Origin of the sequence: Aliiruegeria haliotis, assembly GCF_003003255.1 — a bacterium.
GTDB lineage: Bacteria > Pseudomonadota > Alphaproteobacteria > Rhodobacterales > Rhodobacteraceae > Tropicimonas > Tropicimonas haliotis.
In genome coordinates, this window is sequence record NZ_PVTD01000004.1 from 135,166 (window position 1) to 159,839 (window position 24,674).

Consider the following 24,674-nt stretch of genomic DNA (forward strand, 5'->3'; position numbering starts at 1 on the left):
CTTGTTCCGGGCGGTAACCGCAGTTCCCCCCTCAAATCGAAGAGCGATGTAACAGACCCGTTTGCACCCCGCAACACTCTTGGGAGGCGCAAATTCGTTTCAAAATACCCCTGCAAAAATGTGCTTTTCGATCGAATCCAAGGCGCGGAGGGATTTGAAGCTGTCGTTAGCGCCCAAACCCGCTGCTTTCAGTGTGCAATGGCATACAATACATGCCGCATCGCAGCATGACCCCTAGCGGCCTTCCGTTGCGGCAGATTGTCCCGAGAATCGCGCTGCAACCCACGGGCGCAGGCTTTTCGAAAGGATTGGAACCGTTGCGAAACCTCCCGCGCAGACGCGGGAATCACCGGGAGCGGATTCGGAGCAGGCTCGGTGCCGGCGATCGGACCGGTTTTGCGCCAGCGGGTGCATTCACTGCATCGAGTACGCGAAGCGGATCGCGAACCATGTCTTTCACGGCCGATCCCCCGGGGGTTTGCAGCATCTTTGATGCCTCCGCCAGGAAGACGCCACCGGCAAGCGACGTGAACACCTGGCGTCCGAACTTCTCCCACATTCCGGAAGACCGCAGCCAGAACCGTTTCTCCGACGGCGGACCGAAGAGCGCGGCAACGTGGCGCTCGGGCGTAAATCCGTGCCGCAGCAGTTGCGCTTCGAGCTGTCCCGAGGAATAGGGCCGACCATAGCCGAAAGGTGTCACGTCGCGCCGCGCCCACAGGCCGGAGCGGTTCGGCACCACGAAGGTGACCTTGCCGCCCGGGCCGAGCACACGGTGGCATTCCTCCAGCACTTCGGCGGGATGATCGGACGTGTCCAGCCCATGCAGCAACACGAGGCGGTCGACGCTTCCCGTCTCCAGCGGCCAAAGCGTTTCCTCGCAGAGAACAGACAGGTTGGGCAAGCCCTGCGGCCAAGGCATCACGCCCTGCTGCCCCGGCATCAGCGCGATCACCCGGCGTGCCTGTCCGAGATAGGGCCGCAACAATGGCACTGCAAAGCCGAACCCGGCCACGGTCTGGCCACGGGACTCTTCGGCCGGCCAGAAATCAACCAGCTGATCCCGGATCGCGCGTTGCGCCACCCGCCCCAGCTTGGTCCTGTAGTAGAAGTTTCTCAGGTCCAGCACATCAAGATGCATTGCGCCCGGCCTGCTCCTTGCCCATCTTGGTCATGACTTTAACCGCTCCTCCGAAAAAGGAAACGCCATGGCACCGGAAATCGTCACCATCCCATGTCGCAGCGACAATTATGCCTTCCTCCTTCACGACAAGGCGAGCGGCGCCACGGCGGTGATCGACGTACCGGAGGCCGCTCCGATCCGCGCGGCCCTGGCTGACCGTGGCTGGACCCTAACGGACATCCTGATCACGCATCACCATGACGATCATATCGACGGTGTCGAGACGCTGAAGGCCGAAACCGGCGCCCGCGTGGTCGGCGCATCCGCCGATTCCCACCGGCTGCCGCCACTCGACCTTGCCGTGGCAGAGGGCGACACCATCGCCGTCGGCGGGCTCAACGGAGATATCCTGGACGTCTCGGGACACACCATCGGCCACATCGCCTTCCATTTCCCCGGTGTCGTCTTCACCGCCGACAGCTTGATGGCGCTTGGCTGCGGCCGACTCTTCGAGGGGGATGCGCCCATGATGTGGGCCTCGCTCTCCAAGCTTGCGGCGCTGCCCGAAGACACAATCGTGTGCTCGGGCCACGAATACACCTCCGCCAATGCCGCCTTTGCGGCCACGATCGACCCCGACAACGCCGCGCTCAAGGCGCGGACGGAGGACATCGCCCGCAAACGCGCCTCAGGTGCCCCCACGGTGCCGTCGATCCTGTCGGAAGAACTCGCGACCAACCCTTTCTACAGGGCGAAAGCCCCGGAGGTGAAAGCGCGCCTGGGAATGGCGGGCGCGCCGGACGTAGATGTCTTTGCAGAGATTCGCCGCCGGAAGGACGCGTTCTGAAGCACCGTCACGGCCCCGATGCGCCGCCGCCGCACCGGCGGAGCGATTCTGCCCGGTCTGGTCCTGTTCCATCGGGCGCATCGGCGGCCACGCCGTCAGATCACAGGCGGGGCCCGGGAAAATCGGCCTTCCGGGCGCAATACCGCAAGAAAACATGGCGTATCGCTTCCGCTGGCGACCTTTCACCCGCGATCACTTTTTGTGCAATTGCCGGCTTGAAGGGCCGTCAGCATGAAAAAAGACTTGAAGCCGCTGCTCCGCCCACCAAACTTTAAAACAATGGGACCAGTGTAAAGGCGGGCGACCGCCGCGGGTCCAGCCGCAATAAAAGGAGCACGAGACGTGCCGTCATTTTCGAACACACTCGAGCAGGCCATCCACGCTGCCCTGGGCTTTGCCAATGCCCGGCGTCACGAGCTGGCCACCCTTGAGCATCTGCTCCTGGCCCTGATCGACGAGCCGGACGCAGCGAAGGTCATGCAGGCCTGCGACGTCGATCTGGAAGAACTGCGCCGTACCCTTGTCGAGTTCATCGAGGAGGATCTCGCCACCCTGGTGACGGAGGTCGAGGGGTCGGAAGCGGTGCCGACCGCCGCCTTCCAGCGCGTCATCCAGCGGGCCGCAATCCATGTGCAATCCTCGGGCCGCACCGAAGTGACCGGCGCGAACGTGTTGGTCGCGATCTTCGCCGAGCGGGAATCCAATGCCGCCTTCTTCCTGCAGGAGCAGGAGATGACACGGTATGACGCCGTGAATTTCATTGCGCATGGAGTGGCGAAGAACCCCAGCTTCGGGGAAGCGCGCCCGATCACCGGGGCGGACATGGAAGAGGAAGCCTCCCAACCCGGCGTCGAGGGGGAGGCGCAACCCGGCGAACAGAAGGAATCGGCACTCGCAAAATACTGCGTCGATCTGAACGCCAAGGCGCGGCAGGGCGACGTCGATCCGTTGATCGGCCGAAGCGCGGAGGTGGAGCGTTGCGTGCAGGTTCTCTGCCGTCGCCGCAAGAACAACCCGCTGCTGGTCGGTGATCCGGGCGTTGGCAAGACCGCTATCGCCGAAGGTCTGGCGCGCAAGATCACTGCCGGAGAAACGCCGGAAGTGCTGTCCGGTGCCACGATCTTCTCGCTCGACATGGGCGCGTTGCTGGCCGGAACGCGATATCGCGGCGATTTCGAGGAACGACTGAAAGCGGTCGTGACCGAATTGGAGGACCATCCGGACGCGGTGCTCTTCATTGACGAAATCCACACCGTGATCGGCGCTGGCGCGACGAGTGGCGGGGCGATGGATGCCTCCAACCTTCTCAAGCCCGCGCTGCAGGGCGGCAAGCTGCGCTGCATGGGTTCGACAACCTACAAGGAGTTCCGCCAGCACTTCGAGAAGGACAGGGCGTTGTCGCGCCGGTTCCAGAAGATCGACGTGAACGAGCCTTCGGTTGAGGACAGCGTCAAGATCCTGAAAGGCCTGAAGCCCTATTTCGAGGAGCATCACGACATCAAGTACACCGCCGATGCGATCAAGACCGCGGTGGAGCTCTCTGCGCGCTACATGAACGACCGGAAGCTGCCGGACAAGGCGATCGACGTGATCGATGAAGCCGGCGCGGCGCAGCACCTTGTTCCCGAAAGCCGACGGCGCAAGACCATCGGCACCAAGGAGATCGAGGCGGTGATCGCCAAGATTGCCCGAATCCCGCCGAAGAACGTCTCCAAGGACGACGCGGAGGTGCTTCGCGATCTGGATGCAAGCCTCAAGCGTGTGGTGTTCGGGCAGGATCGCGCTATCGAGGCACTTTCCTCCGCGATCAAGCTCGCCCGCGCCGGATTGCGCGAACCGGAAAAGCCCATCGGCAACTACCTCTTCGCGGGCCCCACGGGCGTCGGCAAGACCGAGGTCGCCAAGCAACTCGCGGACACGCTGGGTGTCGAGATGCTGCGCTTCGACATGTCGGAATACATGGAGAAACACGCGGTCTCTCGCCTGATTGGTGCACCTCCGGGCTATGTGGGCTTCGATCAGGGCGGGCTTCTGACCGATGGCGTGGACCAGCACCCGCATTGCGTGCTGCTCCTCGACGAAATCGAGAAAGCCCATCCAGACGTGTTCAACATTCTGTTGCAGGTCATGGATCACGGCACGCTCACCGACCACAATGGCCGGTCCGTGGACTTCCGAAACGTGATCCTGATCATGACCTCCAACGCCGGCGCGTCGGACATGGCCAAGGCCGCGATCGGCTTCGGCCGCGACAAGCGGGAAGGCGAGGATACCGCCGCCATCGAGCGGACGTTCACGCCGGAGTTCCGCAACCGCCTCGATGCGGTGGTCAGCTTCGCACCGCTTGGCAAGGAGGTCATCCTCCAGGTTGTCGAGAAGTTCGTTCTGCAGCTTGAGGCTCAGTTGATGGACCGTAACGTCACCATCGAGCTGACCAAGCCCGCGGCGGAATGGCTGGCCGAGAAGGGCTATGACGACAAGATGGGCGCACGCCCGCTTGGTCGGGTGATCCAGGAACACATCAAGAAGCCGCTGGCGGAGGAGCTGCTCTTTGGCAAGCTCACAAAGGGCGGCATCGTGAAGGTCGGCCTGAAGGACGGCGAGTTGGAACTGCGGATAGAAGAGCCGGGCAAACCGCAGCTCTCCTCCCGCAAGCCACCGCTGCTGACGGCTGACTGAGATGACCGGGTATCAAGAGTTGGGGCGCCACACGGCGCCCCTTCTTGTGTTTGGCATCCTCTCGCTTCCGGTTGCGGCAGAGGCGCCGACTTTGGGCTTGCCGCTTGAATGCACGCTCGGTGTCGATTGCCACATTCAGCAATATGTCGACCGCGACCCCGGCCCGGGCGTTCAGGATTTCGCCTGTGGCAACCTGGCCAATGACGGGCACAAGGGCACGGATTTCGCCATTTCGACCCTGGCGGATATGGGGCGAGGTGTCCCCGTCGTCGCAGCCGCCCCGGGGATCGTGCGCGGCGTGCGGGACGGCATGCCCGACATCGACGCGACCGATCCGGGCGCGCCTGACCTGACCAACCGGGAATGCGGCAACGGCGTCGCGATCAGCCACGGGGATGATTGGGAAACCCAGTATTGCCACCTCCGCAATGCCTCGGTCCGGGTGCAACAGGGCCAGAAGGTGGAGGCGGGCGAGCCACTTGGGCTGGTGGGGATGAGCGGGCTGGCGACCTTCCCACACGTCCATTTCTCCGTACGCAAGGGACGCGCGGTGATCGATCCGTTCCAGCCTGACATGTCCGCAACTTGCGGGCTGGAAACGATCCCCGACCTCTGGCAGGAGGCCGCAACCTATCGCCCCGGCGGCCTGCTCCAGATCGGTGTTCTCGACCGGGTCCCGGACTATAGCGAGGTCAAGGACGGGCTACCGGGCGTCGACCTTCCCAATACGGCGCCCTCCGCACTGGTCGTCTGGGGATTCGTCTTTGGCGGCGACGTCGACGACGAGATCGAGCTGTCCCTGGCAGGCCCCGGTGGTGCGCTTGGCAGCAATGTGGACACGCTGGAAAAACGGCAACCATTTCTCTACCGCGCCTGGGGCAAGAAGGCGCCGAAAGCCGGATTCCCACCGGGCGCCTACCGCGCGGAGGTCGTTCACCGGCGTGGCGGAGAGGTCCTCGACCACCGTATGGTCGAGTTCGAGCTGAATTGATTTCGGCAACGGCGCATTTAGCCCGCTGAGGCCATCAGCGCTCGGTCAGTTTCAACTCGATCCTGCGGTTCTGCGCACGGCCCTCTGGCGTATCCTCCAGCGAAATCGGTTGGAACTCGCCAAATCCATTGGCAGCAAGCCGATCGGGCGGGAAGCCGAGCTCCTCCGTCATGAAGCGGACCACGGACAGGGCACGCGCCTGGCTGAGCTCCCAGTTGTCGGCATAGAGGCCGAATCCGGAAAGCGGCTGGTTGTCCGTATGACCATCGACCCGGATCACCCAATCGATTTCGGTGGGGATTTCGTCGGAAATGTCGGACAGGATATCAACGACCTGCGTGATCTGCTCCTGGCCTTCCGGCGCAAGCTGGGCGGAGGCGGGTTCGAACAGGACTTCCGAGGAGAAGACGAAACGGTCCCCCGCGATGCGCACACCTTCGCGGCCGCCAAGGATGGACCGCAGCTTGCCGAAGAATTCCGAACGGTAGTTCGCGAGATCTCTTGCCTCCGCTTCCAGCCGCCGTTTCTCCTCTTCCAGACGCAGGCGCTCAGCCTCTTCCAGCCGCGCGCGTGCGCGCTCCTCTGCGGCAACCTGGGCCAGCGCGGTGTTGAGCCGGGACCCCAGAGATTCAATCTGAACCTGGGCCTCTGCATCCCGCGCTTCGGCTGCATCCAGCAGGCCTTGCAACGAACCGAGCTGGCTTCGCAGCGCCGCGATCTGCTCGTTCATCACTGCCATGCGGCGCTGGCTTTCAGCCGAACGAGCCTCCTCCTGCTCCAGTTGCTTGTTGGCGGCGGCAAGCAAGGCATTGCGCTGCTCCGCTTCCGACATCTGGATGCGTCCTGCCTCCTCCAGCGCCAGCTTTGCCGCAAGCGCCGCCGCAAGTTGCCGACGGATATCGTCCCGGTCGCCCGTTGCCGCACGCAGGCTTTCGTTTTCCGCCGTCAGCCGCGCAGCCTCACTGCGAAGCTCCGCAAGATCGCGGGAGAGCGTTTCGACTGTCCGTTCCGCAGCTGCAAGGGCCGCTGCGGAGCCTGAGCCCGCCTCGACCGCTTCGGCCAGTTCGCTGCTCAGCCGCGCGGTGGCGGCGCGCTCGCTGTCCAGTGTATCGGACAGTTCCGCCACCCGCGCCTCGGCATCGGCGAGCGCCCGTGCGCTCTCGGCGTCGGTGGCCTGTGCTGCGGAAAGCTGCGCGGTCAGCGCGGCCGTGCGCGAGCGCATGGTTCCCATTTCGATCTGCAACTCGGCCAGATCATCCTGCGCCGCCGACAAGGCGGCAGCAGAGCTGTCCTGTCCGCTGCGCGCATCTTCCAGCGCAGCGGTCAGCCGGGCACGTTCGGCCTCTGCCGTTGCAAGGGCCTGAGTCAATCGTTCGGCCTCCGCCCGGGCATCGGCGAGGGCAGCGGACGTGCTCTCCCCGCGCGCCGTCTGGCTGGCAAGCTGCTCTTCAAGGCTGAGGCGGGTCAGCAATGCAGCGGCGAGTTTCTCGTCCAACTGGGCTTCGGCGGATTCTGCCGCCGCAAGCATGGTCAGGGTTTCCTCTGCTTTCTGGCGCTGTTCCTCAAGCGCCAGCGTCATCGCCGTCAACTCGTCTTCGGCTCCTTTCAAACGTTCGCGAAGCGCCTGCGCTGCGGCCGCTTCGGCAAGCCGCGCGGCTTCTTCTTCGCTCAGCCGGGCTTGGAGATCCTCCGCCTCGGCCGACCAGCTCGCCAGAGCCTCATCCGCCTGCGCATTCTTCCGTTCCAGATCGGCAACCAGAGCGTCCAGCGCCTCCCGCCGAGCAGCGGCCAGCCGGGCTGCCTCGACCTGGGCGTCAATCTCTCCGCGCGCCGTGGCAAGCGCGGTTTCCAGCGCGTCGCGTTCGCCATCCAGCTGATCGCGCTCTGCCGTCAACGCATCGCGTTCCGCCTCCAGCGCGGCGTTGTCCTGCGCCAGTTGATCTCCGGTGGTACGGGCCTGATCCCGCTGAACGAGGAGCATCGCGACCTGCGCTTCGAAATCGGATATCTGCGAGGCCTGCTGGTTGAGCTGCGCGTCAGCCTCGGCGAGTGCATCCTGCTGTTCCGCCATCTGCGAGCTCAGTGCAGCGATCAGGGCGGATTTCTCGTCGCGGTCGGCGATCGTCGCCGACAGCCGGGTATCCAATGTACCGACCTGTGCCTCCAGATCGGAGCTCTTCTGCCGCTCCAGCCCAAGGGCATCGGCCAATTGGGAGATCTCGGCGGAAAGCAGGTCAAGCTCGCTTTCCTGGCCGGTGATCGTCTCCCGCAGCATGAACTGTACGATCATGAAGATCGAAAGGACGAACATCAGCACCAGCAACAGCGCCGTCATCGCGTCCACGAAACCGGGCCAGATCGAGCCCGAGAATCGGTCACTGCGCCGCCGGGAGAGCGCCATGGGTTACTCCCCCGAGCCCGGATCGATGATGGTATTCCGCCCGGCCTGCCGTTGTGCAGCATTGCGGGTCTTGCGGATCTCCCGTGCAAGGGTTGCGAGATCGGCACGCAACTCCGCCACGGTTTCCTGCCGGCCGGCTGCGAGTTCTTCCAGGATGCGCAGGAGTTGCACGTCGATGGAACGCAGCCGCATACGGCTTTCGGCGTCGCCCGATCCACTGTCGATCAGGTCGCCCTCCTGATGGGAGCGCCCGGTCGCGACGTGCTGGATCATGCGCGTCTGACCCTCCGCCATACGCTCCTGCCCCTCGGCAATCCGCTCCAGGATGTCGGTGCTGCGGTCACCGTGCTGCATGGTGCGCGTCAGTGCCGTGACCGCGACCGCAACCTCGGACAGCTTGTCATCCACCATGGCGCGCGAAATGTCGGATTGGTTGAACATCTCCCGCATCGCTTCCATCTGCTCGGCCATGTGGTCAAGCACGCCGACCAGGGCGCCGGCCTCGCCAGTGATCTCTCCCTCGCCGCCGGCGAAACCCAGGCGCGTGATGGAGGAAAGCCATTCTTCCAGTTCACGGTAGAAACGGTTCTGTCCGCGCGAGGCAAAGAGCTCCAGCAGCCCCACGACCAGCGACCCCGCAAGGCCCAGAAGCGATGAGCCAAACGCCGTCCCCATGCCACTGAGCTGTGCCTCCAACCCGCCCATGAGCTTTTCGAAAACCTGAATACCGGTTTCGCCTTCCTTGGGTGCGAGCGACCGGATGGTTTCCACCACGGCGGGAACCGTTGTGGCCAGCCCGTAGAACGTCCCCAAAAGTCCGAGGAAGATCAGAAGGTTGACGAGATATCGGGTAATGTCCCGGCCTTCCTCTATGCGGGTGGCCACCGAGTCGAGGATCGAACTGGCCGAGGTCGAGGAGATCTGCCGGTTCACGCCACGCGATCGCAGCAGCGCGGCCAATGGCGCCAACAGGCGCGGCGCGGGGCCATCGGCGGCGGCGCGATGATCGCGCACGAATGCCTCGATCCAGCGCACGGAGGACGACAGCTGCGCAACTTGCAGGAAACAGGCCAGCACGCCGACGATGAACACGAAGGCGATGAAACCGTTCAGGTAGGGGTTCGCCCAGAAAACCGGCTTGACCGCCGGGAAAATGGCCCACCCTCCGGCGCCGACGAGGCCGCATACGGCCAGCATCTGGACGATCTGGCGCACCGGTTGCGAGAACTGGGTCGTAGTAGGGCGGTCGCTCATGATACCGGCACGTCTCGACGCTTGTTTTCCTTGGTGGCCACGTTAGTTGCCGCTCTGCAGAATGCCAATGTGCAACATGCCTCAGCGCCCATCCGATGCCGTGAGAGCACGCACACGCGCAGCCAGCCAGTCCAGATCCTCGTCCGCAAGGCCAAGTTCGGTCAGGTGATCGGCGGTATTGAACAGGTATTCGGTGTTCGGACCCCGTCCCCCCACCGCATGGGCGATGATTTGCGCCTGCTCCTCCAGTGGAAGGCCGCCGCAATACTGCACATGGTCGGGATCAATGACATAGGCCAGCGCCTGGATCGCCCGCCCATCGCGACACCTCAATGTGACGATCTCTTCGAGGTAGGCGGAGGACACCAGTTCGCGTTCACGCAGAGCCGCGAGCGTCTCCGGTTCATGGCCCGGCATCACGCGAAAGGCGAGCCCGTCGCAATGGGCAACTTCCGACTGGTCCAGTGCAAGGACGAGACCCGGATTGGCCTCCGTGCCCCGGTGATGGATCGAACTCATGCAAAAGGCGCGGTGGTATCCCGTCAGGCGCGCGACCGCCTGCTCCTCCACCGGGAAGCCCGGGTGCCAGATAAGGCTTCCGTAGCCGAAGACCCACAAGGGTTGGGTGGTGTCGATATCCTGCAGCATCTCTGGCCTCCAACGTGCTCAGAGGTGTAAACCGCAATTCGGAGCATCGCGAAAGGGGCGACATGAAACCGATCCGTCTGTTGTGGCTGGCCATTGTTCTTGCGCTGGCATGGAGCGCTTGGTGGGGCTGGGGCGCCTGGCATGCCAGGGCCGGGCTGACCGGCTGGATGGAAGAACGCCGCGCCGCCGGCTGGCAGGCGGAGTGGTCGGATATCTCGGTGCAGGGTTTTCCCACCCGCATCGATCGCACCATCACGGACCTGACGCTGGCCAACACGGAATACGGCTGGGTGTGGTCAGCGCCCTTCTTCCAGATCCTCGGGCTGAACTACGAGAAGGATCACGTGATCCTTGTCTGGCCGGATACAATGACGGTCCAGACCACGGACGAGAAAATCGCGATCTCCGGCGATGACTTGCAGGGCTCGGTAACATTCGTCCCGGGATCGGATCGGCAACTGGAGACGGCAACGTTGGTTTTCGAGGGGTTGAAGCTCCGCTCGGACGCCGGGTGGACGAGTTCGCTTGAGCAGGCCCGCATCGCGACCCGTCCGGACGATGGGAGAGAAGGCGCCCGGGATATCGGCGTGGAGATTACCGGGCTCAAGCCGCGCGCGCCGATGCTGGAAAAGCTGGCGCAGGCGGGGTTGGTCCCGGCGGAGGTCGAGCGCCTGACGGCCGATCTGTCGGTGCAATTCGACCGCCCCTGGGACAAGGCCGCGCTGGAAGGCGTGCGACCACAGCCGCAGCAGGTCGATATTCGCAACCTCGGGGCGACCTGGGGTGCGCTGGAAGTGCGGATCGCCGGCGACGTGTCGGTCTCGCCTTCAGGCCAGGTCAGCGGCGAGGTGATGGTGAAGGCAACGAACTGGCGCGATATCCTTGAGGTCGCGCGCCAGAGTGGCGCCCTGCCCGACAGCATCGCCGATCCGATCGAATCCGCGTTGCTGCTGCTCAGCGGCCTTGCCGGCCGGTCCGAGACGCTGGACATTCCGCTGACCTTCTCGAACGGGCGCACGAAGCTCGGGCCGGTGCCGATCGGGCCGGCGCCGACGATCCGCATTCCCTGAGGTCCAGTTACTTGCAGTAGGCGCCGCTGCGATAGCGGGCGGTATCGAAATGGAAATGGTCCTGGTGGTAGCGGTCGGCATTGGGTCCGAGCACCGTGCCATAAGGACCGCAAGCCGCCTTGTGCATCCGCTTCAGGATCTTGCCATCTTTCCGTGTGCGCCATCCCTTGAGCACGCTGATCTGGCTGCCGTCTTTCAGCACGAAACCAGAGATATCGATGGCATGCCCCTTGGCATGCTCTGACAGTTTGCCGCCCGGGCGGTTGTTGCGTGTGCGGCATGCGTAATGCGCAGCGACCTTGATCTGCGCCACGCCCCCGCCACGCTTGCCCACGGCCGGCTTCATTCCCTTTTCGATCCAGCTGTAGGTCGCCTTGGCGGTCGTGCAGTCCATCGTGGACGGCATCGACAGGCGCACACCGGCGATTTCCGTCACACGCACGGGGCTGGCGATACCACACCCACTCCCCGGCCGACCGACGGGCTTGATCGCCGTTCCCTTGATTGCGTTCACACCGCAAACCGATCCGGCAGAGCCATAGCTGTTGCGGCTTCGGCGTTTGAAGAGTTTCTCGAACCCCGCGGGACGCACCTTGGGATGTGGAGAGTCAGGAGTGGCCGCACGCGAACTGGCAGCGGCGAGCAGCACCATTTCCTTGGCCAGCGGGTGCGGTGGTCGCGCCGACGGCCGAAACTCCGGGTTGAACCCAACGCGCACCACCTGTCGGGTGACTTCGACCATGCCGTATCCCGCATCGTCCGCGCCGATTTCCTTTTGCAGAAAGACGCCGGAACGTGGTCTGGGCCGAATCCCGGCGTCGAACCGCACCGGCGGCAGTGCGGTGTCGTCCTGACCTTCGGCGCCAGGTGCCGTTGGCGTCAGCGTCGCCATCGTGGCTGCGGCCAGAACTGCAACCTCCGCCGGTGCAGCAGCCGGCACCGCGGGCTCGGGCGCCGAGCGAGCCACCGGACGAAGGCTTGTGTTCGGGGCTTCTGCGGCTGCCACGCCGGCCGTAAACCCGGCAGCGACAAGCATCGACAGGGTGCGGATCATCCCGATGGTCCCTCCGTCTGTCCGCCACCGCGTCCGAAATCCGGGGCGGCGGTGTCCTGACCTGCCTCGATGATGCCGCGACGGATCGCCCGCGTTCGAGTGAAATAGCTGTGCAATTGATCGCCATCGCCGGTTCGGATCGCCCGCTGAAGCGACATCAACTCTTCGATGAACCGACCGAGGATTTCCATCGTCGCGTCCTTGTTGTTGAGAAACACGTCGCGCCACATGGTCGGATCGGAGGCTGCAATCCGGGTAAAGTCGCGGAAGCCGGCGGCGGAGTACTTGATCACCTCGCTATCGGTCACCCGACCAAGATCATCGGCCACGCCCACCATCGTGTAGGCGATCAGGTGCGGCGCATGAGAGGTCACCATGAGCACCAGATCGTGGTGATCGGGATCCATGAACTCGACATTTGCCCCCATCCCTTTCCAGAAGGCCTCCAGCCGGGCGACGGCCTCCTTGTCCGTCGCCGCGTCGGGTACGACCAGAGTGTAGCGATTGTCGAAGAGCTCGGCAAAGCCCGAGCGTGGCCCGGAATGCTCGGTGCCGGCCAGCGGGTGTGCTGGAACGAAATGGACCCCCTCGGGCAGGTGAGGCTGCACCGCCGCGATCACCGCGCGCTTCACCGACCCGACATCGGTCACGGTGCAGCCCGGTTTCAGGCAAGGTCCTATTTCGGCGGCAACTTTTTCCATTGCTCCGACCGGGACGCAGAGCACCACGAGGTCGGCATCCTTCACCGCTTCGGCGGCGGTGTCCGTGACGATGTCGCACAACCCATCCTCCCGCGCGATGGCGCGGGTTTCCGCCGATCGGGCGGTGCCCACGATCTCGCGCTGAAGCCCGGCGCGCCGCCCGGCGTGAATCATCGAACTCGCAATCAGGCCGAGGCCGATATAGGCGACGCGATCGTAGATCTGGCTCATGCGTTCTCTTCCCGGAATGTGCGAATACCCTCGACGACCCGCCGACAGCCGACCGTGTCGCCCACGGTGATCCGCAAGCAGTTTGGCAAGCCATAACCGCCGACCCGCCTCACGATCACGCCGAGGGTTTTCAGGTGCAGGTCTGCAGCCTCTGCCTCGGCAGGGTCTGCAAACCGTGCGAGTATGAAATTCGTCAGGCTCACGTCCGACGGCACCCCGAGCGCGGCCAGTTCCTCTCCCAGCCAGACCCGCAACCGCGCGTTCTCCGCCTTGCACCGCGTGGCCCAGTCCTGGTCCCGAACGGCGGCGATGGCAGCGGCCATCTGAAACTCGGACAGATTGAAGGGCCCCCTGATGCGGTTCAGCACGTCGATGATCGGTTTCGGGCCATAGCCCCAACCGATCCGAAGCCCTCCAAGGCCATAGAGCTTGGAAAACGTGCGGGTCATGACGACATTGTCCCGCTGGTCGACCAGCGACACCCCGCCATCGAACCCATCCACGAACTCCGCATAGGCCCCGTCAAGTACCAGCAGAGCGCCGTCGGGCAGGCCGTCGGCAAGCCGCGCAACCTCGTTGCCGCCGATCATAGTGCCGGTGGGGTTGTTCGGATTGGCGATGAAGACGAGCTTCGTCCGCTCCGTGCAGGCCGACAGCAGCGCGTCCACATCGGTGACCCGCTCCCGTTCCGCAGCCACGACCGGCGTAGCCCCTGCCGCCAGCGCCGAGATCCGGTACATGGCAAAACCATGCTCGGTGTGCAGGACCTCGTCTCCCGGCCCGGCATAGGCCTGACAGAGGAAATTGATGATCTCGTCCGAGCCCACTCCGCAAATGATCCGCTCCGGGTCAAGGCCGTGAACCTCACCGATGGCTTCCCGCAGCGGGGCGTGGTCCGTGTTCGGGTAGCGATGCAACCGTGTCAGGCACCCGGACAGCGCCTCCGACACTTTCGGGCTGAACCCGAAGGGGTTTTCATTGGACGACAGCTTGAGGACATCCGCCACACCCTCGACATGGCTCTGCCCACCCTCGTAGAGGGCGATGTCCATGATACCGGGCTGCGGGATGATGGTGCTCATGTCAGTCTCCTTGCAAGCTCCTCTTAGCGACAGCACCCGACCGGTTCCAGTAGCGGCTTTGCCTATTGGCAAAACAGGGTTTCCGCAAAAGCGATCAATGAACTACCGCATCCGCGCCCAATTTCAACCAGCATTGGCGCAGACAGGTTTCCTGGACGTCATTTGCATGTGGGAAAAGGCGCGATGGCAAGACTCGAAACCGTTCACCAATTCAATGTGAAAAACCTGGATCTTCATCGGATCACCAAAGGGTTCATGGAAGAACTCTTCATCGAGGATGACGGGCGCGAGTTTGCGGGCATTGATGTGGGCAATGCACATGCTGTCATGTGGAACGTGGGAAACGGCAACAACATCACCGTTTTTGCCGGTCAAAAGCTCTACTATCATGAGCGGACGGGGTCGTATTCCGGAAATGTAGAGGTTCTTCTGGAGTACTATGATGTGAGATACGGCTCAGACCTTGACCATCCTTCCTGGGGAATCATGGGCGCCGAGGTCGAAGCATCGAAGGTTTTCGCAGCATCACAGACGATCTCCACGCGAGATGACCAAGCTGTTCTGAAACAGGCGCTTTCAGGAAACGACCATATGAAGTTCAGTGCCGCAGCAGACGTCGGATTTGGCTACAAGGGCGACGACAGGATGTATGGCCGAGGGGGCAATGACCAGCTTGATGGCGGAGCCGGAAACGATCTGTTGCGAGGTCAAGGCGGCAACGACTCGCTGAAAGGTCTAGCCGGACGCGACAAGCTCTTTGGCGGTACCGGCAATGATGTCCTGTTGGGCGGGAAGAACAACGACAAGCTGTTTGGTGAAGCGGACGATGATAGCTTGTTCGGACACGCGGGGTCTGATGACCTGCGAGGCGGTCGCGGAGCCGATCGGCTCCATGGCGGCAACGGCGACGACCTGCTTTCCGGGGGACAAGGCCAGGACAGGTTCATTTTCAGAAAAGGAAACGGGCAGGATGTGGTGAAGGACTTTCGTGACGATGTCGACACATTGGTACTGGACAAAGACCTGTGGGGTGGCGGGATGAGTAGGCATCAGATCCTGAACATTTTCGCTTCTTCAAACGATGGGAACACGGTTCTCGAGTTCAGCAACGGGACCATCACCTTGCTAAATATCGACAACACGAACGCGCTGATCGACGATTTGATCTTGGTGTAGGTCTCTTCACAGGTTGCTCTCCCTGACTTTTCGACCATGCTTTCTCGCGTAAGTCCATGAGGGAACCCGAAGTACAAAAAAAGGGCCGCCCCGGTTTCCCGGCGCGGCCTCTGATGTGGAATGCTCGAAGAACCTAGTTCTGAGCGTAGTATTCGATGACGAGGTTCGGTTCCATCTGCACCGCGTAGGGCACATCGCCGAGACCCGGGGTCCGGACAAAGGTCGCGGCCATCTTGGAGTGGTCGGCGTCGATGTAATCCGGCACGTCACGCTCGGGCAGCTGGGCAGCCTCCAGGACGATGGCGAGCTGCTTGGAGCGATCACGGACCTCGATCACATCGCCTTCCTTGACGCGATAGGAGGGGATGTTCACGCGCTTTCCGTTCACCTTGACGTGGCCGTGGTTCACGAACTGGCGGGCCGCGAAAATGGTCGGCACGAACTTGGCACGATAGACGACAGCGTCCAGACGACGCTCGAGCAGGCCGATCAGGTTCTCACCGGTGTCACCGCGCACACGCTCGGCTTCGGAGAAGATGCGGCGGAACTGCTTTTCGGTCAGGTCACCGTAGTAGCCCTTCAGCTTCTGCTTGGCGCGCAGCTGGAGGCCGAAGTCGGACATCTTGCCCTTGCGGCGCTGTCCGTGCTGGCCCGGGCCGTACTCACGGCGGTTGACGGGGGATTTGGGGCGGCCCCAAATGTTCTCGCCCATGCGGCGATCGATCTTGTACTTGGCAGACGTGCGTTTGGTCACGGCTGATCTCCTTCGTTAGCGCGGCGCCCGAAGGCGCCTGTGAAGGGCGTTGTCCTTTCCCTTGCGGGAGACAGGCATCCCCTTGCGGGGGCCACCAACACCAATGAATACCCCGAGCCTCGCGGCCGGGATGGCGCTTCCTAATGTCAGGCCATGGGGGAGTCAACCGCCCTTCACGCTCAGGCGGCAAGGCTCCGCGACACGAGGATTGCGGCATCCGCGGACGTGAGGCGGCGGCGCGCGGGTGCTCCGTACATCCAAGGATCCGTCGCCAGCGACGGGTCGAGGTCGAGCAGGTCTTCCCGGTCCAGCGGGTCGAGTTCATCGAGATCCGCTTCGTCCGGGTGAAAGCTCTCGCTCGGCACGCCATTCACGGTCAGAATCTGGTGATGTTCCAGCATCAGGTGGACATAGGTTACGGAGGCGACGGAAACGTCGCGCACGATCCCCGGACGGTCGCACAGGTCCTCCGCCCGCACCAGCACCTCCGGTTCCCCGAAAAGGTCGAACGCCGCGCGATCCTGCAACAGAATACGGTGGCCCGGCGATACCAACAGGTCGCTGTCGGGGCGGTTGGAAGCGAGCGCCGAGGCACGCAAGCGGATCGGCCGCAGCTGGGGCGAGGTGTGCAGCCGCGCGCCCGACATCCGGCGTCGTCCGGTCCAGAGCACGGGTTGCGGACCGTCGTCGCGTGTCAGCACCAGATCGCCCTCCAACAGGTTTTCCACCGGACGCGGGCCCTTCGGCGTCGCGATCGCAGCCCCTGCCGCAAAACAGATGACGCTGCGCTGCCCAGCCTGACGGGCCCGTTTCTCGGCACGCGTCGACGTGATCTTGCGCACGACCCAGAGCTCTACGCCCTGCGGCGGCAACTCGCCGAGGAACATTGCGAGCTCCTGCGGGCCGGCTTCGATCCGGCTGGCAACATAGGCGCGGCGCCCATCGGTCAGGACGAAACACCGGTCCAGCAACTGGTCGTCCGCGATTTCGAGCGGCGCCGGCGCCGGGGCACCGATCTGTCCCACGATCTGTCGCGCCTTTCGGGCCGCGCGCGCGTGAAGATCCGCCGATCCGATGGCGCCCCCAAGAAGGCCAATCTCGCCCGGGCCGTCCACCCGGGTCGCCTGTCCCGTCCAAACCCATGTCACGCCCGCGCGCATCTCCGACGCAGGGGCTGCGGGGATGCCATCGGTGATTGTCTGTGACCAGGGAATGACGAACGTGCCTTCGAAGCCCGTTCCCATTTCCATTTGGCTGCTCTTTTTTTCTTGTCTGAGCGAAAGGTTACCACGAAAGTCGGCATCGGGAAAGAGCCCCGCGGGCAAGGCCGTCAGCTCGCCTGGTCGAGCAGGCCGGGCAAGCTGCGCCGCAACAGGTCGACCCCGCCCGGCCGCCAACCGAGACCTGCCAGCGCGTCGACCGGCATGACGCTCACCTGCCCGGCATCCGCCCGTTGCGGCAACGGCGTCGTGCAGCCGGTCAATCGCGCCACTTCGCGCAACAGGTAGCGCCGATCCAGCAGCAGGTCGGAGACATTGAGCACCGGTGGCACCTTCCCTGTCAGGGCAAGCCGAACAGCCGCCGCGAGGTCACGTCCATGGACCTCCGTGGCGACGCGTGGGGCAATGTCTTCGCCGGCGCGGAAATCCCGAAACAGATTGGTCCACTTGTGCGGCATCCCCGAGACGGCGCAGCCATAGACTCCCGTGGCGCGCAGGCTCACCGTGCGCAGCCCCGGCCGTATCATCGCGGCCAGCGCCTGCTCGACCTCGAACTTCGCCCGGCCATAGAGCGTGTCGGGGCGCGGCGGCAGTGTCTCGGGCAGAGGCGTGCCCGGTGAATAGTCGCCATAGACGGCGCGCGACGACAGAAAGACGATGCGCCGGATCCCGGCCGATCGTGCCGCCTCGAAGACCCGCAAGCTGCCGTCGACATTGGCGCGCAGGAAACCCTTCGGATCTTCTCCCTCCCCACCTCGATACCGACCGGGAACATGGGAAAACGCCGCGTGGACCAAGGCATCGCACCCATCGAGCGCAGGTGCGGGGCCACTCAGGTCGTGGGTCTGGAATGCCACCGGCCGGGAAAACCCCTTCAGCCCTGGCTCTGTCCGACCCAGCACCTGGACCGCATCGCCCTGCCGCAGGGCCTCCTCCACGATGAACCGACCAACGGCACCCGTCCCGCCGGTCACAGCGAGTTTCACACCGCCACCCTCGCCTGATCCGGTCCGGGAAGGGTGGCAACGACCGGCACGGGTCCATCACCAGCAAATGCCTTCCAGAGTTCTATGAGCGGCGCCAGCTTCGCCGCCTTCGGATGCGGGTCCTGCCAGGGCTTCTCGTACTGGAAATGCAGCACGTGGATGGAGGACCAGTTCCACAACTCCGGCATGTTGAACCAGACGTATTGCAGCATGTTGTCAAAAATCGGCAACCCGTGCCAGTCAGGGAAGAAATGCTGCAGGAACGTCTGGTCCGTCCGCCGCCAGAACGCACCCGGCGTGTCGAGTTCCGCCAGCATTGCCTCGAAGGTCATCGCGCTTGGCCGGGCCGTGAAGACGCCAGAGTTCAGCCTGTGAAAATCCGCGAGGCTCTCGTAGACATTGGGCGCGGCCGAAAACTCCGGATAGTCGAACAGCCGATCACAATTCTTCAGCACCAGCGCATCTGCGTCGATGAAGACCACGGCCTGGTACTCCTCCATCTGCCACAGGCGCAGCTTCGCGAAATTGTCGAGCGGCGTGTGGAACGGTGGCTTCTGACCCTTGGTGAAAGGCGCAACCCCATGCAGGCGCTCGCGCGCATGGGAGTCGTTGAAGGCATCCGACGTGGGCAACAGCTCGGTCTTCACCAGCCGCGCCCCGAGGTCGCTCAGCGGCGCGAGCTGGCTGCGGGACACCGCGCCAGTGTGAAGAACGACGCAATCCGCCTCCGTCCGGGTCAGCCTGATCGAGCGCACAAGCGCCCGCGCGCCCCGCACGTAGTCGGCATTCGTGACCAGGGTGACATAGGCGAGGTGCGATTCCGGCGGGCGGTTCGCAAGGAGGCCTTCGGCCATCAGGACACGGACTTCAGATGCACCGCTTCGGGATCATGCACGACGCGCTTGGCAATATCCTTGGTCCACGCCGAGACGCAGGGGACGTGCTTGCGGTCGATCCGATGCGCATATTTCTCCGCCACGTGGACGATCTCATCGAGCAACCCTGTCTCCAGCTTGATCGGATCGAGGCCGAGCGCCATGAACCCGTCATTTTTGACGATCAACTCGTTTTCGGCGGCTTCCTTGCGCGGGTTGGGCAGGAAGGCAATTTCGCAACCGGCCATCCTTGCGATCATCTCCGCCAGGTCGCGCACGCGGTGCGTCTCGGTCATCTGGTTGAAGATCTTCACCCGGTCGCCCGCCTCCGGCGCATCCCCGAGAGCCAGTTCGATGCAGCGCACCGTGTCCTGAATATGGATGAAGGCACGGGTCTGCCCGCCGGTGCCATGAACGGTCAGCGGATACTTGATCGCGGCCTGGATCAGGAAGCGGTTCAGGACCGTGCCGTAGTCGCCATCGTAGTCGAACCGGTTGATCAACTGCTCATGCCGGGCAGTCTGATCGGTGTTGGTTCCCCAGACGATCCCCTGATGCAGGTCGGTGACCCGCAACCCGTCATTCTGCGCGTAGAACTGGAACAGAATCTGATCGAGCGACTTGGTCATGTGATAGACCGAGCCGGGTTTTGTCGGGTAGAGGATGTCGAGCCCCTTCTTCTCCCCTTCCAGGTTGGTGATCTCGACGTCGAGATATCCCTCCGGGATGGCCGCTCCGACCGACGAATACCCGTAGACACCCATCGTACCGAGGTGGACCAGATGGGCATCGATCTCCGTTTCGACCAGTGCCGTCAGCAGGTTGTGCGTGGCGTTGACGTTGTTGTCGACGGTGTAGACCTTGTGGCGGTCTGATTTCATGGAATAGGGCGCTGCCCGCTGTTCGGCAAAGTGAATGATCGCGTCAGGGCGCATCTCCGCAAGCCACTGCTTCAGCCGCTGGTATTCCTTTGCCAGGTCCAGCAAGTGAAACTCGATCTCGTTGCCCGAAACCTGCCGCCAGATCCGGCAGCGCTCCTGGATGGAATCCATGGGCGTCAGGGACTGAACGCCAAGTTCGGTATCGATCCAGCGTCGCGACAGGTTGTCGACGATGTGCACGTCATGTCCGAGATTGGACAGATGCAGTGACGTCGGCCACCCGCAGAAACCATCCCCGCCAAGAACTGCAATACGCATGAAATCCACCCTCCTGGCTGCTCGCCGCTGTCTGCCTTGCCAATTGATCTGTGGCCTTACCCAAGCGCCGTCCGGTTGTCGAATGAAACAAATACGACAACCGACTCTCCGCAGACGCACATTTAAGCCGCCATTGCGCCATGGGACTAGCTATGCGCACAGAAACCCGGCAAGTCCACTGCAACCACTTCGGAAGATTGCAACTTGCGGCAACGAGCCGCGCGACTAGGGTAACGGCGCAAGTCAAAGAGGCCAGACCATGTCCGAAACCTCCTCCCGCCTGGTGCGCGTGCTGCGCGACCTTCTGCTGGCGATGCTGAATGCCACCCTGATCCTGATCGCAATCTGCCTGTTTCTCGGCCTGCGGCTCGCCCACACGGTCGACGGCCTGACGGAGACCTTCGCGGACAACCTGATTTCTGCGGAACCGCTGCGGGACGATGTGCAAGGGATGACCGGCGAAATCGCTGCGCTGCGGGCCGATCTCGACGCAATCCGGGCGCAATCCGGTCAGTTGACCAGCGAGACCGCGCAGCGTCTGGAGGACCGCCTGCAGGCCTTCGACGCCCGCATCGCGGAGATCGGCACACGCGCGGCGGATGTTCACGCCCGGATCGACGCGGTGGCGATGGATCCCTCGGCGCTCGTGGAACAGGCAGCGGATCACCTTGTGGCGAGTGTCGCGGCCAGGTTCGGCACCCTCGGCACATGTGAGCCGCCCGGCCCCACGACGCCCTCCCGAGAGGCCGTGCCCTCCCCCGCTGGCGAGTGAGGTCAGACCCGTCCGGTCCAGACCAGCCAGCAGACGAAGGCCGCGAAGATCAGCAGGATGTTGAGCATCAACGGCGCCAGGATACCGATGAAGCGCCCCATGAGGCGATCCTTCGGGTCGATCTTTTCCAGGAAGGCCCGGAGATTCGCCTGCGCGCGCTCGACCCGTGTGTAGTCGATCTGGCGTCGCAGCTTCGGATGATCCCAGAGTTTTTGCATCTGGATCAGGTACCGGACGTCACGCTTTACCGACCTCGGCAGCAGCCCGGGCACCCTGCGCAGCTTGCTCTCGAGCGTATCCGCCCCACCCGCGCCGAGTTTCGCGCGCATGAGCTCCGCAAGTGCGGCATTCGACTCCGGAAGCGTCTGTTCAGTCATGGGCGCCGCTATAGCGCGACCATTGGGCAAGGAAAACGACAAATCGGATGCTGGCCGCGCCGGGTTCGATTGGGTAACAGACCCACATGCTGACCTTCCATCGTCTCGGCCCCGACACGGGCACGCCTCTCCTGATCGTCCACGGCCTCTTTGGCTCCGCCCGCAACTGGGGCGTGATCGCGAAGCGGATCAGCGCCACACGCCCCGTCGTGACCGTCGATATGCGCAACCATGGCGAAAGTCCGCGCTTCGACACCAACTCCTACCCTGAAATGGCCGCCGATCTCGCTGAAGTCATCATGGCGCAGGGGGGGAAGGCAGACGTGGTCGGCCATTCCATGGGTGGAAAGGCAGCGATGGTCCTGGCGCTGGAACACGCCGAGATGATCAACCGATTGGTCGTCGCCGACATTGCGCCGACGGCCTACGGACATACGCAGATGCCCCTGATCCATGCGATGCAGAGGCTCGACTTGTCCGACGTGAAAAAGCGCAGCGACGCCGATGCGCTTCTCGCGGCGGAGGTCGGGGATGCAGGGATTCGTGCCTTCCTCCTTCAATCCCTAGATCTTAAAACCGATCCACCAGGCTGGCGGCTCAACCTTGACGTGCTGGGCAAGGAAATGGACCTTATTCTCGGTTGGCCACGCTCCGCTACGGGCCAGTTTGACGGCCCCACATTGTTCCTGTCAGGCGGCGCTTCGGACTATGTCCTTCCGGAGCATCGCGCTGATATAAAGTCTCTTTTCCCCTCTGCGCGGTTCGCCAAAATTCCCGGCGCCGGCCATTGGCTTCACGCCGAAAAACCCAGAGAGTTCGAAGCCGCGGTCCTGGCCTTCCTGAACGCCTGAACTTTTTTTGTTGATCCCGGTCAATGACTCGGCCTGCGGGGCCATGCTAACGTAACGTCAGCCGATCAGCCGAAACGGGAGGATAGGATGATCACGCTGGACGATATCGAGGACATGAACTGCCTCGACCGGGATCAGATCGCAGCTATTGCCGAACATGAGCACATCGGAGAGATGCAGGCCGCGCTGCTGGCCGAATACCTGATGCATATGCCGAAGGGACCTCAGAAGGTGCAGCAGATGATCTGCGATGATATGCGGGTGGCAATGCACCGCGACGATGTCATGCATGCGAAGGACCTGTTCCGCACGTTGCAGCATTTCATGAAAGAACACCCCGAAGCCGCACGCGGAAGCATGTAATGCACGGAATCAAGTTGTTTTCGAACGACTTTCCGGGCGCTAGTTCAGCGCTCGTAGAGTTCCTTCGCAATCAGCCAGGCCACCGGGATGCCAAGAACAAGCCCGGCAACGATGGCACCGATGATTGCGGCCGCGGAAACCCAGCCCGCCACGAGCACCACGACGATGCCGATGCCCATGATCACGGTCGAGGCCAGCGCATGGACTATCAGGGCTAATCTGGTCATGACACGCTTCCGTATTTTCCGGTTCCCCGGGCGGTTGGACTGATTCCTGGCACGTCAGGAGCGCACACCGGGTTACCCTTGCGTTGCCCTAGAGGACGACCGGAGTGGCCGCTTTGCTGGCCTCTTTCCCTTCGGCGCCACTCTGGACCTCTATCGCCAGAAAACCCAAACGCCGACACGGTGCGTGCCTCCGAACTCCGCACCAATATCGCCCGGCTCTCGGGCAAGGTCGAGTGCAAACGCCGTCGCTCCTCCGCTGCACGGCACACCCTTCGGACCCGACAACCGCTGCGCGATGGAACAAGCCACTCAACGGCTGCGGGCATGTCGACGACTGATATTTGCGCGTGTCACATCAATACCGGTTCCGTCTTCCCTGATAGCACCGTGGTGGGTCACTTCGAGCCTGCCTGCGGCGGAAGCACCAACGAGAAAGGGCGGCCTGTAGCCGCCCTCCCAGATCAATCACGGTATCGGCGGGGAAAACCGCCGCAATGATCAGTAGCTGTAACCACGCCCACTCTCGATGGCGTTGCGCAGAGCGTATTCCGGCCATGTGCTGCGACCACCACGGGCCCGGATCTCCGTGAGTTGCACCCGGGCCGCCTCGACTTCCCCCTGCTCGACAAGGGCCTGCCCCATGTAGGAGCGCACTAGCAGATTGTCGGGGTTCAACTCGATAGCCTCACGATAGAAGGCCATTCCGGCGTCAATATCACCGAGCTTCCGGGTCGCAAAACCGCGGTAGGTCAGGACGCGATCACTCTGCTGCTCCGACATCGCGTCCAGCGTGTCGAGTGCGTGACGGTACTGGCCGGCATACGCGAACTCGCGAACCGCACCATACAACGTGTCATCGTCGAGACTGCCGCTCTGCGGGGCAGCGCATTTTTTCGTGTTCGGGTTCCAGACCAGCCCGTTCTTGCATTGGCTTGTGGTCTCGGTCGGCGTCGGCGGGGAGTCGCTCCCGGAACCGGCGGCATGGAGGGCCATTGGAAGGGCCAGAGAGAGGGTGGCAGCGGCGATAGTGCGGATCATGGGGTGAGTCTCCTGTGGCGAGATTGTGCAATGGTAGCGCAGGAGGCCGCGAAGTCCGTGTCAGAGTTGTTCACGGGCACGTGATCCCCGACCACTCGGGTGGGCGGGCGCAGATTTCGCCGGGCCCAAACCGCTATTCGATGGTGATCGCCCCCTCGATCGTGTTGACAAACTTGCCGGTACTCGCGTCGGTGAGCGAGGAAAAGGTCCCGCCACCGGACGCCCCCGTCCATTTGCCAGTGCCACCGGAAACGGTCCACTCACCGGTCAGCGCACCGTCTTCGCCCATTCCGCCGGCATGCCATTGCATGACCGCCTTGTCTCCGGTCGCCGTGTCGAAAACGCAGACGCCTCCGCCGGACACATCGGCCCCCATGACTTCGACCGAGCCGAAGCAGGGACCGCTTGCCCCTTTCAGGGGGTGCCCGTCGGACACTTCGAACATTTCGTAGCTGCCAGCCGTCTTCAGCACCACATGGCTGTCCGAAATTGGCATGGCTTCGTTAGCGCTGGTGCCAAGCCCCTTGGCAGTTTCCTCGAAGGTTTCAGAGATCGCGGGGGTCGCCGCCAGAGCGACGGCAAGGATCAGATTGCGCATGGTGATATCCTCCCAGGTTCATGTGTCCGGGCCGAAAGCCGCGGAAATGAAAGTGGGATAGTACCATACACGGTTCGATTTACGTAGGGGGATGCGGGTACGGGGTGCCTCTGGCCCAGTCCCGGCGGACCGTATCGATGGATGCAACGGTGCAGGG

At 63.3% G+C, this 24,674-nt stretch carries 24 protein-coding genes; 8 read left to right on the forward strand and 16 right to left on the reverse strand.

Features of this window, described 5'->3' with window-relative positions; translation table 11 throughout:
- Positions 1 to 346: 346 nt before the first annotated feature.
- Positions 347 to 1,141: a class I SAM-dependent methyltransferase gene (locus CLV78_RS11925; RefSeq protein ID WP_106205044.1), complete on the reverse strand. Its 795-nt coding sequence runs from the start codon at positions 1,139 to 1,141 to the stop codon at positions 347 to 349.
- A 67-nt stretch (positions 1,142 to 1,208) separates the two neighbouring features.
- Here CLV78_RS11925 and gloB point away from each other — a divergent pair, with 67 nt between their 5' ends.
- The 3 genes from gloB to CLV78_RS11940 all read left to right on the forward strand — a co-directional run bounded on the left by gloB (position 1,209) and on the right by CLV78_RS11940 (position 5,640).
- Positions 1,209 to 1,970: a hydroxyacylglutathione hydrolase gene (gene gloB / locus CLV78_RS11930; protein ID WP_106205045.1), complete on the forward strand. Its 762-nt coding sequence runs from the start codon at positions 1,209 to 1,211 to the stop codon at positions 1,968 to 1,970.
- Positions 1,971 to 2,312: 342 nt separating this feature from the next.
- Positions 2,313 to 4,649, forward strand: a complete 2,337-nt coding sequence (gene clpA / locus CLV78_RS11935; protein WP_106205046.1) for an ATP-dependent Clp protease ATP-binding subunit ClpA — start codon at positions 2,313 to 2,315, stop codon at positions 4,647 to 4,649.
- Position 4,650: 1 nt separating this feature from the next.
- Complete coding sequence (locus tag CLV78_RS11940) at positions 4,651 to 5,640, forward strand: M23 family metallopeptidase (RefSeq protein ID WP_106205047.1); 990 nt, start codon at positions 4,651 to 4,653, stop codon at positions 5,638 to 5,640.
- 34 nt (positions 5,641 to 5,674) lie between these two features.
- Here CLV78_RS11940 and CLV78_RS11945 read toward each other — a convergent pair whose 3' ends face one another.
- The 3 genes from CLV78_RS11945 to CLV78_RS11955 form a co-directional block, all read right to left on the reverse strand.
- Positions 5,675 to 8,041 carry a peptidoglycan -binding protein gene (locus CLV78_RS11945; RefSeq protein WP_106205048.1) on the reverse strand — a complete coding sequence of 789 codons (2,367 nt, stop codon included), beginning with the start codon at positions 8,039 to 8,041 and terminating at the stop codon, positions 5,675 to 5,677.
- Positions 8,042 to 8,044: 3 nt separating this feature from the next.
- Positions 8,045 to 9,295, reverse strand: coding sequence for a biopolymer transporter ExbB (locus CLV78_RS11950; protein ID WP_106205049.1), 1,251 nt, complete (start codon positions 9,293 to 9,295; stop codon positions 8,045 to 8,047).
- Between the two features lie 81 nt (positions 9,296 to 9,376).
- Positions 9,377 to 9,943, reverse strand: coding sequence for a gamma-glutamylcyclotransferase (locus tag CLV78_RS11955; protein WP_106205050.1), 567 nt, complete (start codon positions 9,941 to 9,943; stop codon positions 9,377 to 9,379).
- 62 nt (positions 9,944 to 10,005) lie between these two features.
- Between CLV78_RS11955 and CLV78_RS11960 the strand changes: the two genes are divergently transcribed.
- On the forward strand, positions 10,006 to 11,013 hold the full coding sequence (locus tag CLV78_RS11960) for a DUF2125 domain-containing protein (RefSeq protein WP_106205051.1): 1,008 nt from the start codon (positions 10,006 to 10,008) through the stop codon (positions 11,011 to 11,013).
- Between the two features lie 7 nt (positions 11,014 to 11,020).
- On the opposite strand, the gene CLV78_RS11965 is transcribed toward CLV78_RS11960, so the two are convergent.
- Genes CLV78_RS11965 through hisC form a run of 3 tightly spaced genes read right to left on the reverse strand, consistent with a single transcriptional unit; the run spans position 11,021 to position 14,081 of the window.
- Complete coding sequence (locus tag CLV78_RS11965) at positions 11,021 to 12,067, reverse strand: extensin-like domain-containing protein (protein ID WP_245925010.1); 1,047 nt, start codon at positions 12,065 to 12,067, stop codon at positions 11,021 to 11,023.
- The gene (locus CLV78_RS11970; protein WP_106205052.1) at positions 12,064 to 12,999 is read right to left on the reverse strand and encodes a prephenate/arogenate dehydrogenase family protein; all 936 of its coding nucleotides are present in this window, start codon (positions 12,997 to 12,999) and stop codon (positions 12,064 to 12,066) included. The genes CLV78_RS11965 and CLV78_RS11970 overlap by 4 nt, the downstream gene beginning before the upstream one ends.
- A complete protein-coding gene (gene hisC, locus CLV78_RS11975) occupies positions 12,996 to 14,081 on the reverse strand; it encodes a histidinol-phosphate transaminase (RefSeq protein WP_106205053.1) in 1,086 nt (361 codons plus the stop codon). Before hisC ends, CLV78_RS11970 begins: the two co-directional genes overlap by 4 nt.
- 183 nt (positions 14,082 to 14,264) lie before the next feature.
- On the opposite strand from hisC, the gene CLV78_RS24785 reads away from it, so the two are divergent.
- Positions 14,265 to 15,257 (forward strand): calcium-binding protein, encoded by a 993-nt coding sequence (locus tag CLV78_RS24785; protein WP_106205054.1) that lies wholly within the window; start codon positions 14,265 to 14,267, stop codon positions 15,255 to 15,257.
- A gap of 133 nt (positions 15,258 to 15,390) precedes the next feature.
- On the opposite strand, the gene rpsD is transcribed toward CLV78_RS24785, so the two are convergent.
- From rpsD to CLV78_RS12005, 5 genes are all read right to left on the reverse strand, one after another.
- Positions 15,391 to 16,011, reverse strand: coding sequence for a 30S ribosomal protein S4 (gene rpsD / locus CLV78_RS11985; protein WP_106205055.1), 621 nt, complete (start codon positions 16,009 to 16,011; stop codon positions 15,391 to 15,393).
- 179 nt (positions 16,012 to 16,190) lie between these two features.
- Positions 16,191 to 17,261: a Hint domain-containing protein gene (locus tag CLV78_RS11990; protein ID WP_245925016.1), complete on the reverse strand. Its 1,071-nt coding sequence runs from the start codon at positions 17,259 to 17,261 to the stop codon at positions 16,191 to 16,193.
- Between the two features lie 80 nt (positions 17,262 to 17,341).
- A complete protein-coding gene (locus tag CLV78_RS11995; RefSeq protein ID WP_106205056.1) occupies positions 17,342 to 18,217 on the reverse strand; it encodes an NAD-dependent epimerase/dehydratase family protein in 876 nt (291 codons plus the stop codon).
- Positions 18,214 to 19,071: a glycosyltransferase gene (locus CLV78_RS12000; protein WP_106205057.1), complete on the reverse strand. Its 858-nt coding sequence runs from the start codon at positions 19,069 to 19,071 to the stop codon at positions 18,214 to 18,216. Before CLV78_RS12000 ends, CLV78_RS11995 begins: the two co-directional genes overlap by 4 nt.
- Complete coding sequence (locus CLV78_RS12005) at positions 19,071 to 20,291, reverse strand: NAD-dependent epimerase/dehydratase family protein (RefSeq protein ID WP_106205058.1); 1,221 nt, start codon at positions 20,289 to 20,291, stop codon at positions 19,071 to 19,073. Before CLV78_RS12005 ends, CLV78_RS12000 begins: the two co-directional genes overlap by 1 nt.
- Positions 20,292 to 20,550: 259 nt before the next feature.
- On the opposite strand from CLV78_RS12005, the gene CLV78_RS12010 reads away from it, so the two are divergent.
- Positions 20,551 to 21,063: a hypothetical protein gene (locus CLV78_RS12010; protein ID WP_106205059.1), complete on the forward strand. Its 513-nt coding sequence runs from the start codon at positions 20,551 to 20,553 to the stop codon at positions 21,061 to 21,063.
- Positions 21,064 to 21,065: 2 nt separating this feature from the next.
- Here the strand turns inward: CLV78_RS12010 and CLV78_RS12015 are convergent, their stop codons facing one another.
- The gene (locus CLV78_RS12015; RefSeq protein ID WP_106205060.1) at positions 21,066 to 21,440 is read right to left on the reverse strand and encodes a hypothetical protein; all 375 of its coding nucleotides are present in this window, start codon (positions 21,438 to 21,440) and stop codon (positions 21,066 to 21,068) included.
- An 86-nt stretch (positions 21,441 to 21,526) separates the two neighbouring features.
- On the opposite strand from CLV78_RS12015, the gene CLV78_RS12020 reads away from it, so the two are divergent.
- Together CLV78_RS12020 and CLV78_RS12025 are read left to right on the forward strand one after the other, a co-directional pair.
- Entirely contained in the window at positions 21,527 to 22,291 is a 765-nt protein-coding gene (locus tag CLV78_RS12020) for an alpha/beta fold hydrolase (RefSeq protein ID WP_106205061.1), read from the forward strand.
- Positions 22,292 to 22,378: 87 nt separating this feature from the next.
- Entirely contained in the window at positions 22,379 to 22,654 is a 276-nt protein-coding gene (locus tag CLV78_RS12025) for a hypothetical protein (RefSeq protein ID WP_106205062.1), read from the forward strand.
- Positions 22,655 to 22,698: 44 nt separating this feature from the next.
- Here CLV78_RS12025 and CLV78_RS12030 read toward each other — a convergent pair whose 3' ends face one another.
- From CLV78_RS12030 to CLV78_RS12040, 3 genes are all read right to left on the reverse strand, one after another.
- Complete coding sequence (locus CLV78_RS12030; RefSeq protein WP_106205063.1) at positions 22,699 to 22,881, reverse strand: hypothetical protein; 183 nt, start codon at positions 22,879 to 22,881, stop codon at positions 22,699 to 22,701.
- Positions 22,882 to 23,379: 498 nt separating this feature from the next.
- Positions 23,380 to 23,919, reverse strand: coding sequence for a tetratricopeptide repeat protein (locus tag CLV78_RS12035; RefSeq protein WP_106205064.1), 540 nt, complete (start codon positions 23,917 to 23,919; stop codon positions 23,380 to 23,382).
- Positions 23,920 to 24,052: 133 nt separating this feature from the next.
- Positions 24,053 to 24,517: a hypothetical protein gene (locus CLV78_RS12040; RefSeq protein ID WP_106205065.1), complete on the reverse strand. Its 465-nt coding sequence runs from the start codon at positions 24,515 to 24,517 to the stop codon at positions 24,053 to 24,055.
- Positions 24,518 to 24,674: the final 157 nt, after the last annotated feature.

Excerpts from the sequence above, each read along its gene's own strand:
- CLV78_RS11940 (WP_106205047.1), top strand. The coding sequence starts at position 4,651 with ATGACCGGGTATCAAGAGTTGGGGCGCCACACGGCGCCCCTTCTTGTG.
- CLV78_RS11945 (WP_106205048.1), bottom strand. The coding sequence starts at position 8,041 with ATGGCGCTCTCCCGGCGGCGCAGTGACCGATTCTCGGGCTCGATCTGG.
- CLV78_RS12020 (WP_106205061.1), top strand. The coding sequence starts at position 21,527 with ATGCTGACCTTCCATCGTCTCGGCCCCGACACGGGCACGCCTCTCCTG.
- CLV78_RS11960 (WP_106205051.1), top strand. The coding sequence starts at position 10,006 with ATGAAACCGATCCGTCTGTTGTGGCTGGCCATTGTTCTTGCGCTGGCA.
- CLV78_RS12040 (WP_106205065.1), bottom strand. The coding sequence starts at position 24,517 with ATGCGCAATCTGATCCTTGCCGTCGCTCTGGCGGCGACCCCCGCGATC.
- CLV78_RS11970 (WP_106205052.1), bottom strand. The coding sequence starts at position 12,999 with ATGAGCCAGATCTACGATCGCGTCGCCTATATCGGCCTCGGCCTGATT.
- CLV78_RS12015 (WP_106205060.1), bottom strand. The coding sequence starts at position 21,440 with ATGACTGAACAGACGCTTCCGGAGTCGAATGCCGCACTTGCGGAGCTC.
- CLV78_RS12005 (WP_106205058.1), bottom strand. The coding sequence starts at position 20,291 with ATGCGTATTGCAGTTCTTGGCGGGGATGGTTTCTGCGGGTGGCCGACG.
- CLV78_RS12000 (WP_106205057.1), bottom strand. The coding sequence starts at position 19,071 with ATGGCCGAAGGCCTCCTTGCGAACCGCCCGCCGGAATCGCACCTCGCC.
- CLV78_RS11925 (WP_106205044.1), bottom strand. The coding sequence starts at position 1,141 with ATGCATCTTGATGTGCTGGACCTGAGAAACTTCTACTACAGGACCAAG.
- CLV78_RS12010 (WP_106205059.1), top strand. The coding sequence starts at position 20,551 with ATGTCCGAAACCTCCTCCCGCCTGGTGCGCGTGCTGCGCGACCTTCTG.
- CLV78_RS12025 (WP_106205062.1), top strand. The coding sequence starts at position 22,379 with ATGATCACGCTGGACGATATCGAGGACATGAACTGCCTCGACCGGGAT.
- CLV78_RS11990 (WP_245925016.1), bottom strand. The coding sequence starts at position 17,261 with ATGGAAATGGGAACGGGCTTCGAAGGCACGTTCGTCATTCCCTGGTCA.
- CLV78_RS11955 (WP_106205050.1), bottom strand. The coding sequence starts at position 9,943 with ATGCTGCAGGATATCGACACCACCCAACCCTTGTGGGTCTTCGGCTAC.
- CLV78_RS11965 (WP_245925010.1), bottom strand. The coding sequence starts at position 12,067 with ATGATCCGCACCCTGTCGATGCTTGTCGCTGCCGGGTTTACGGCCGGC.
- gloB (WP_106205045.1), top strand. The coding sequence starts at position 1,209 with ATGGCACCGGAAATCGTCACCATCCCATGTCGCAGCGACAATTATGCC.
- CLV78_RS12030 (WP_106205063.1), bottom strand. The coding sequence starts at position 22,881 with ATGACCAGATTAGCCCTGATAGTCCATGCGCTGGCCTCGACCGTGATC.
- CLV78_RS24785 (WP_106205054.1), top strand. The coding sequence starts at position 14,265 with ATGGCAAGACTCGAAACCGTTCACCAATTCAATGTGAAAAACCTGGAT.
- CLV78_RS11950 (WP_106205049.1), bottom strand. The coding sequence starts at position 9,295 with ATGAGCGACCGCCCTACTACGACCCAGTTCTCGCAACCGGTGCGCCAG.
- CLV78_RS12035 (WP_106205064.1), bottom strand. The coding sequence starts at position 23,919 with ATGATCCGCACTATCGCCGCTGCCACCCTCTCTCTGGCCCTTCCAATG.
- hisC (WP_106205053.1), bottom strand. The coding sequence starts at position 14,081 with ATGAGCACCATCATCCCGCAGCCCGGTATCATGGACATCGCCCTCTAC.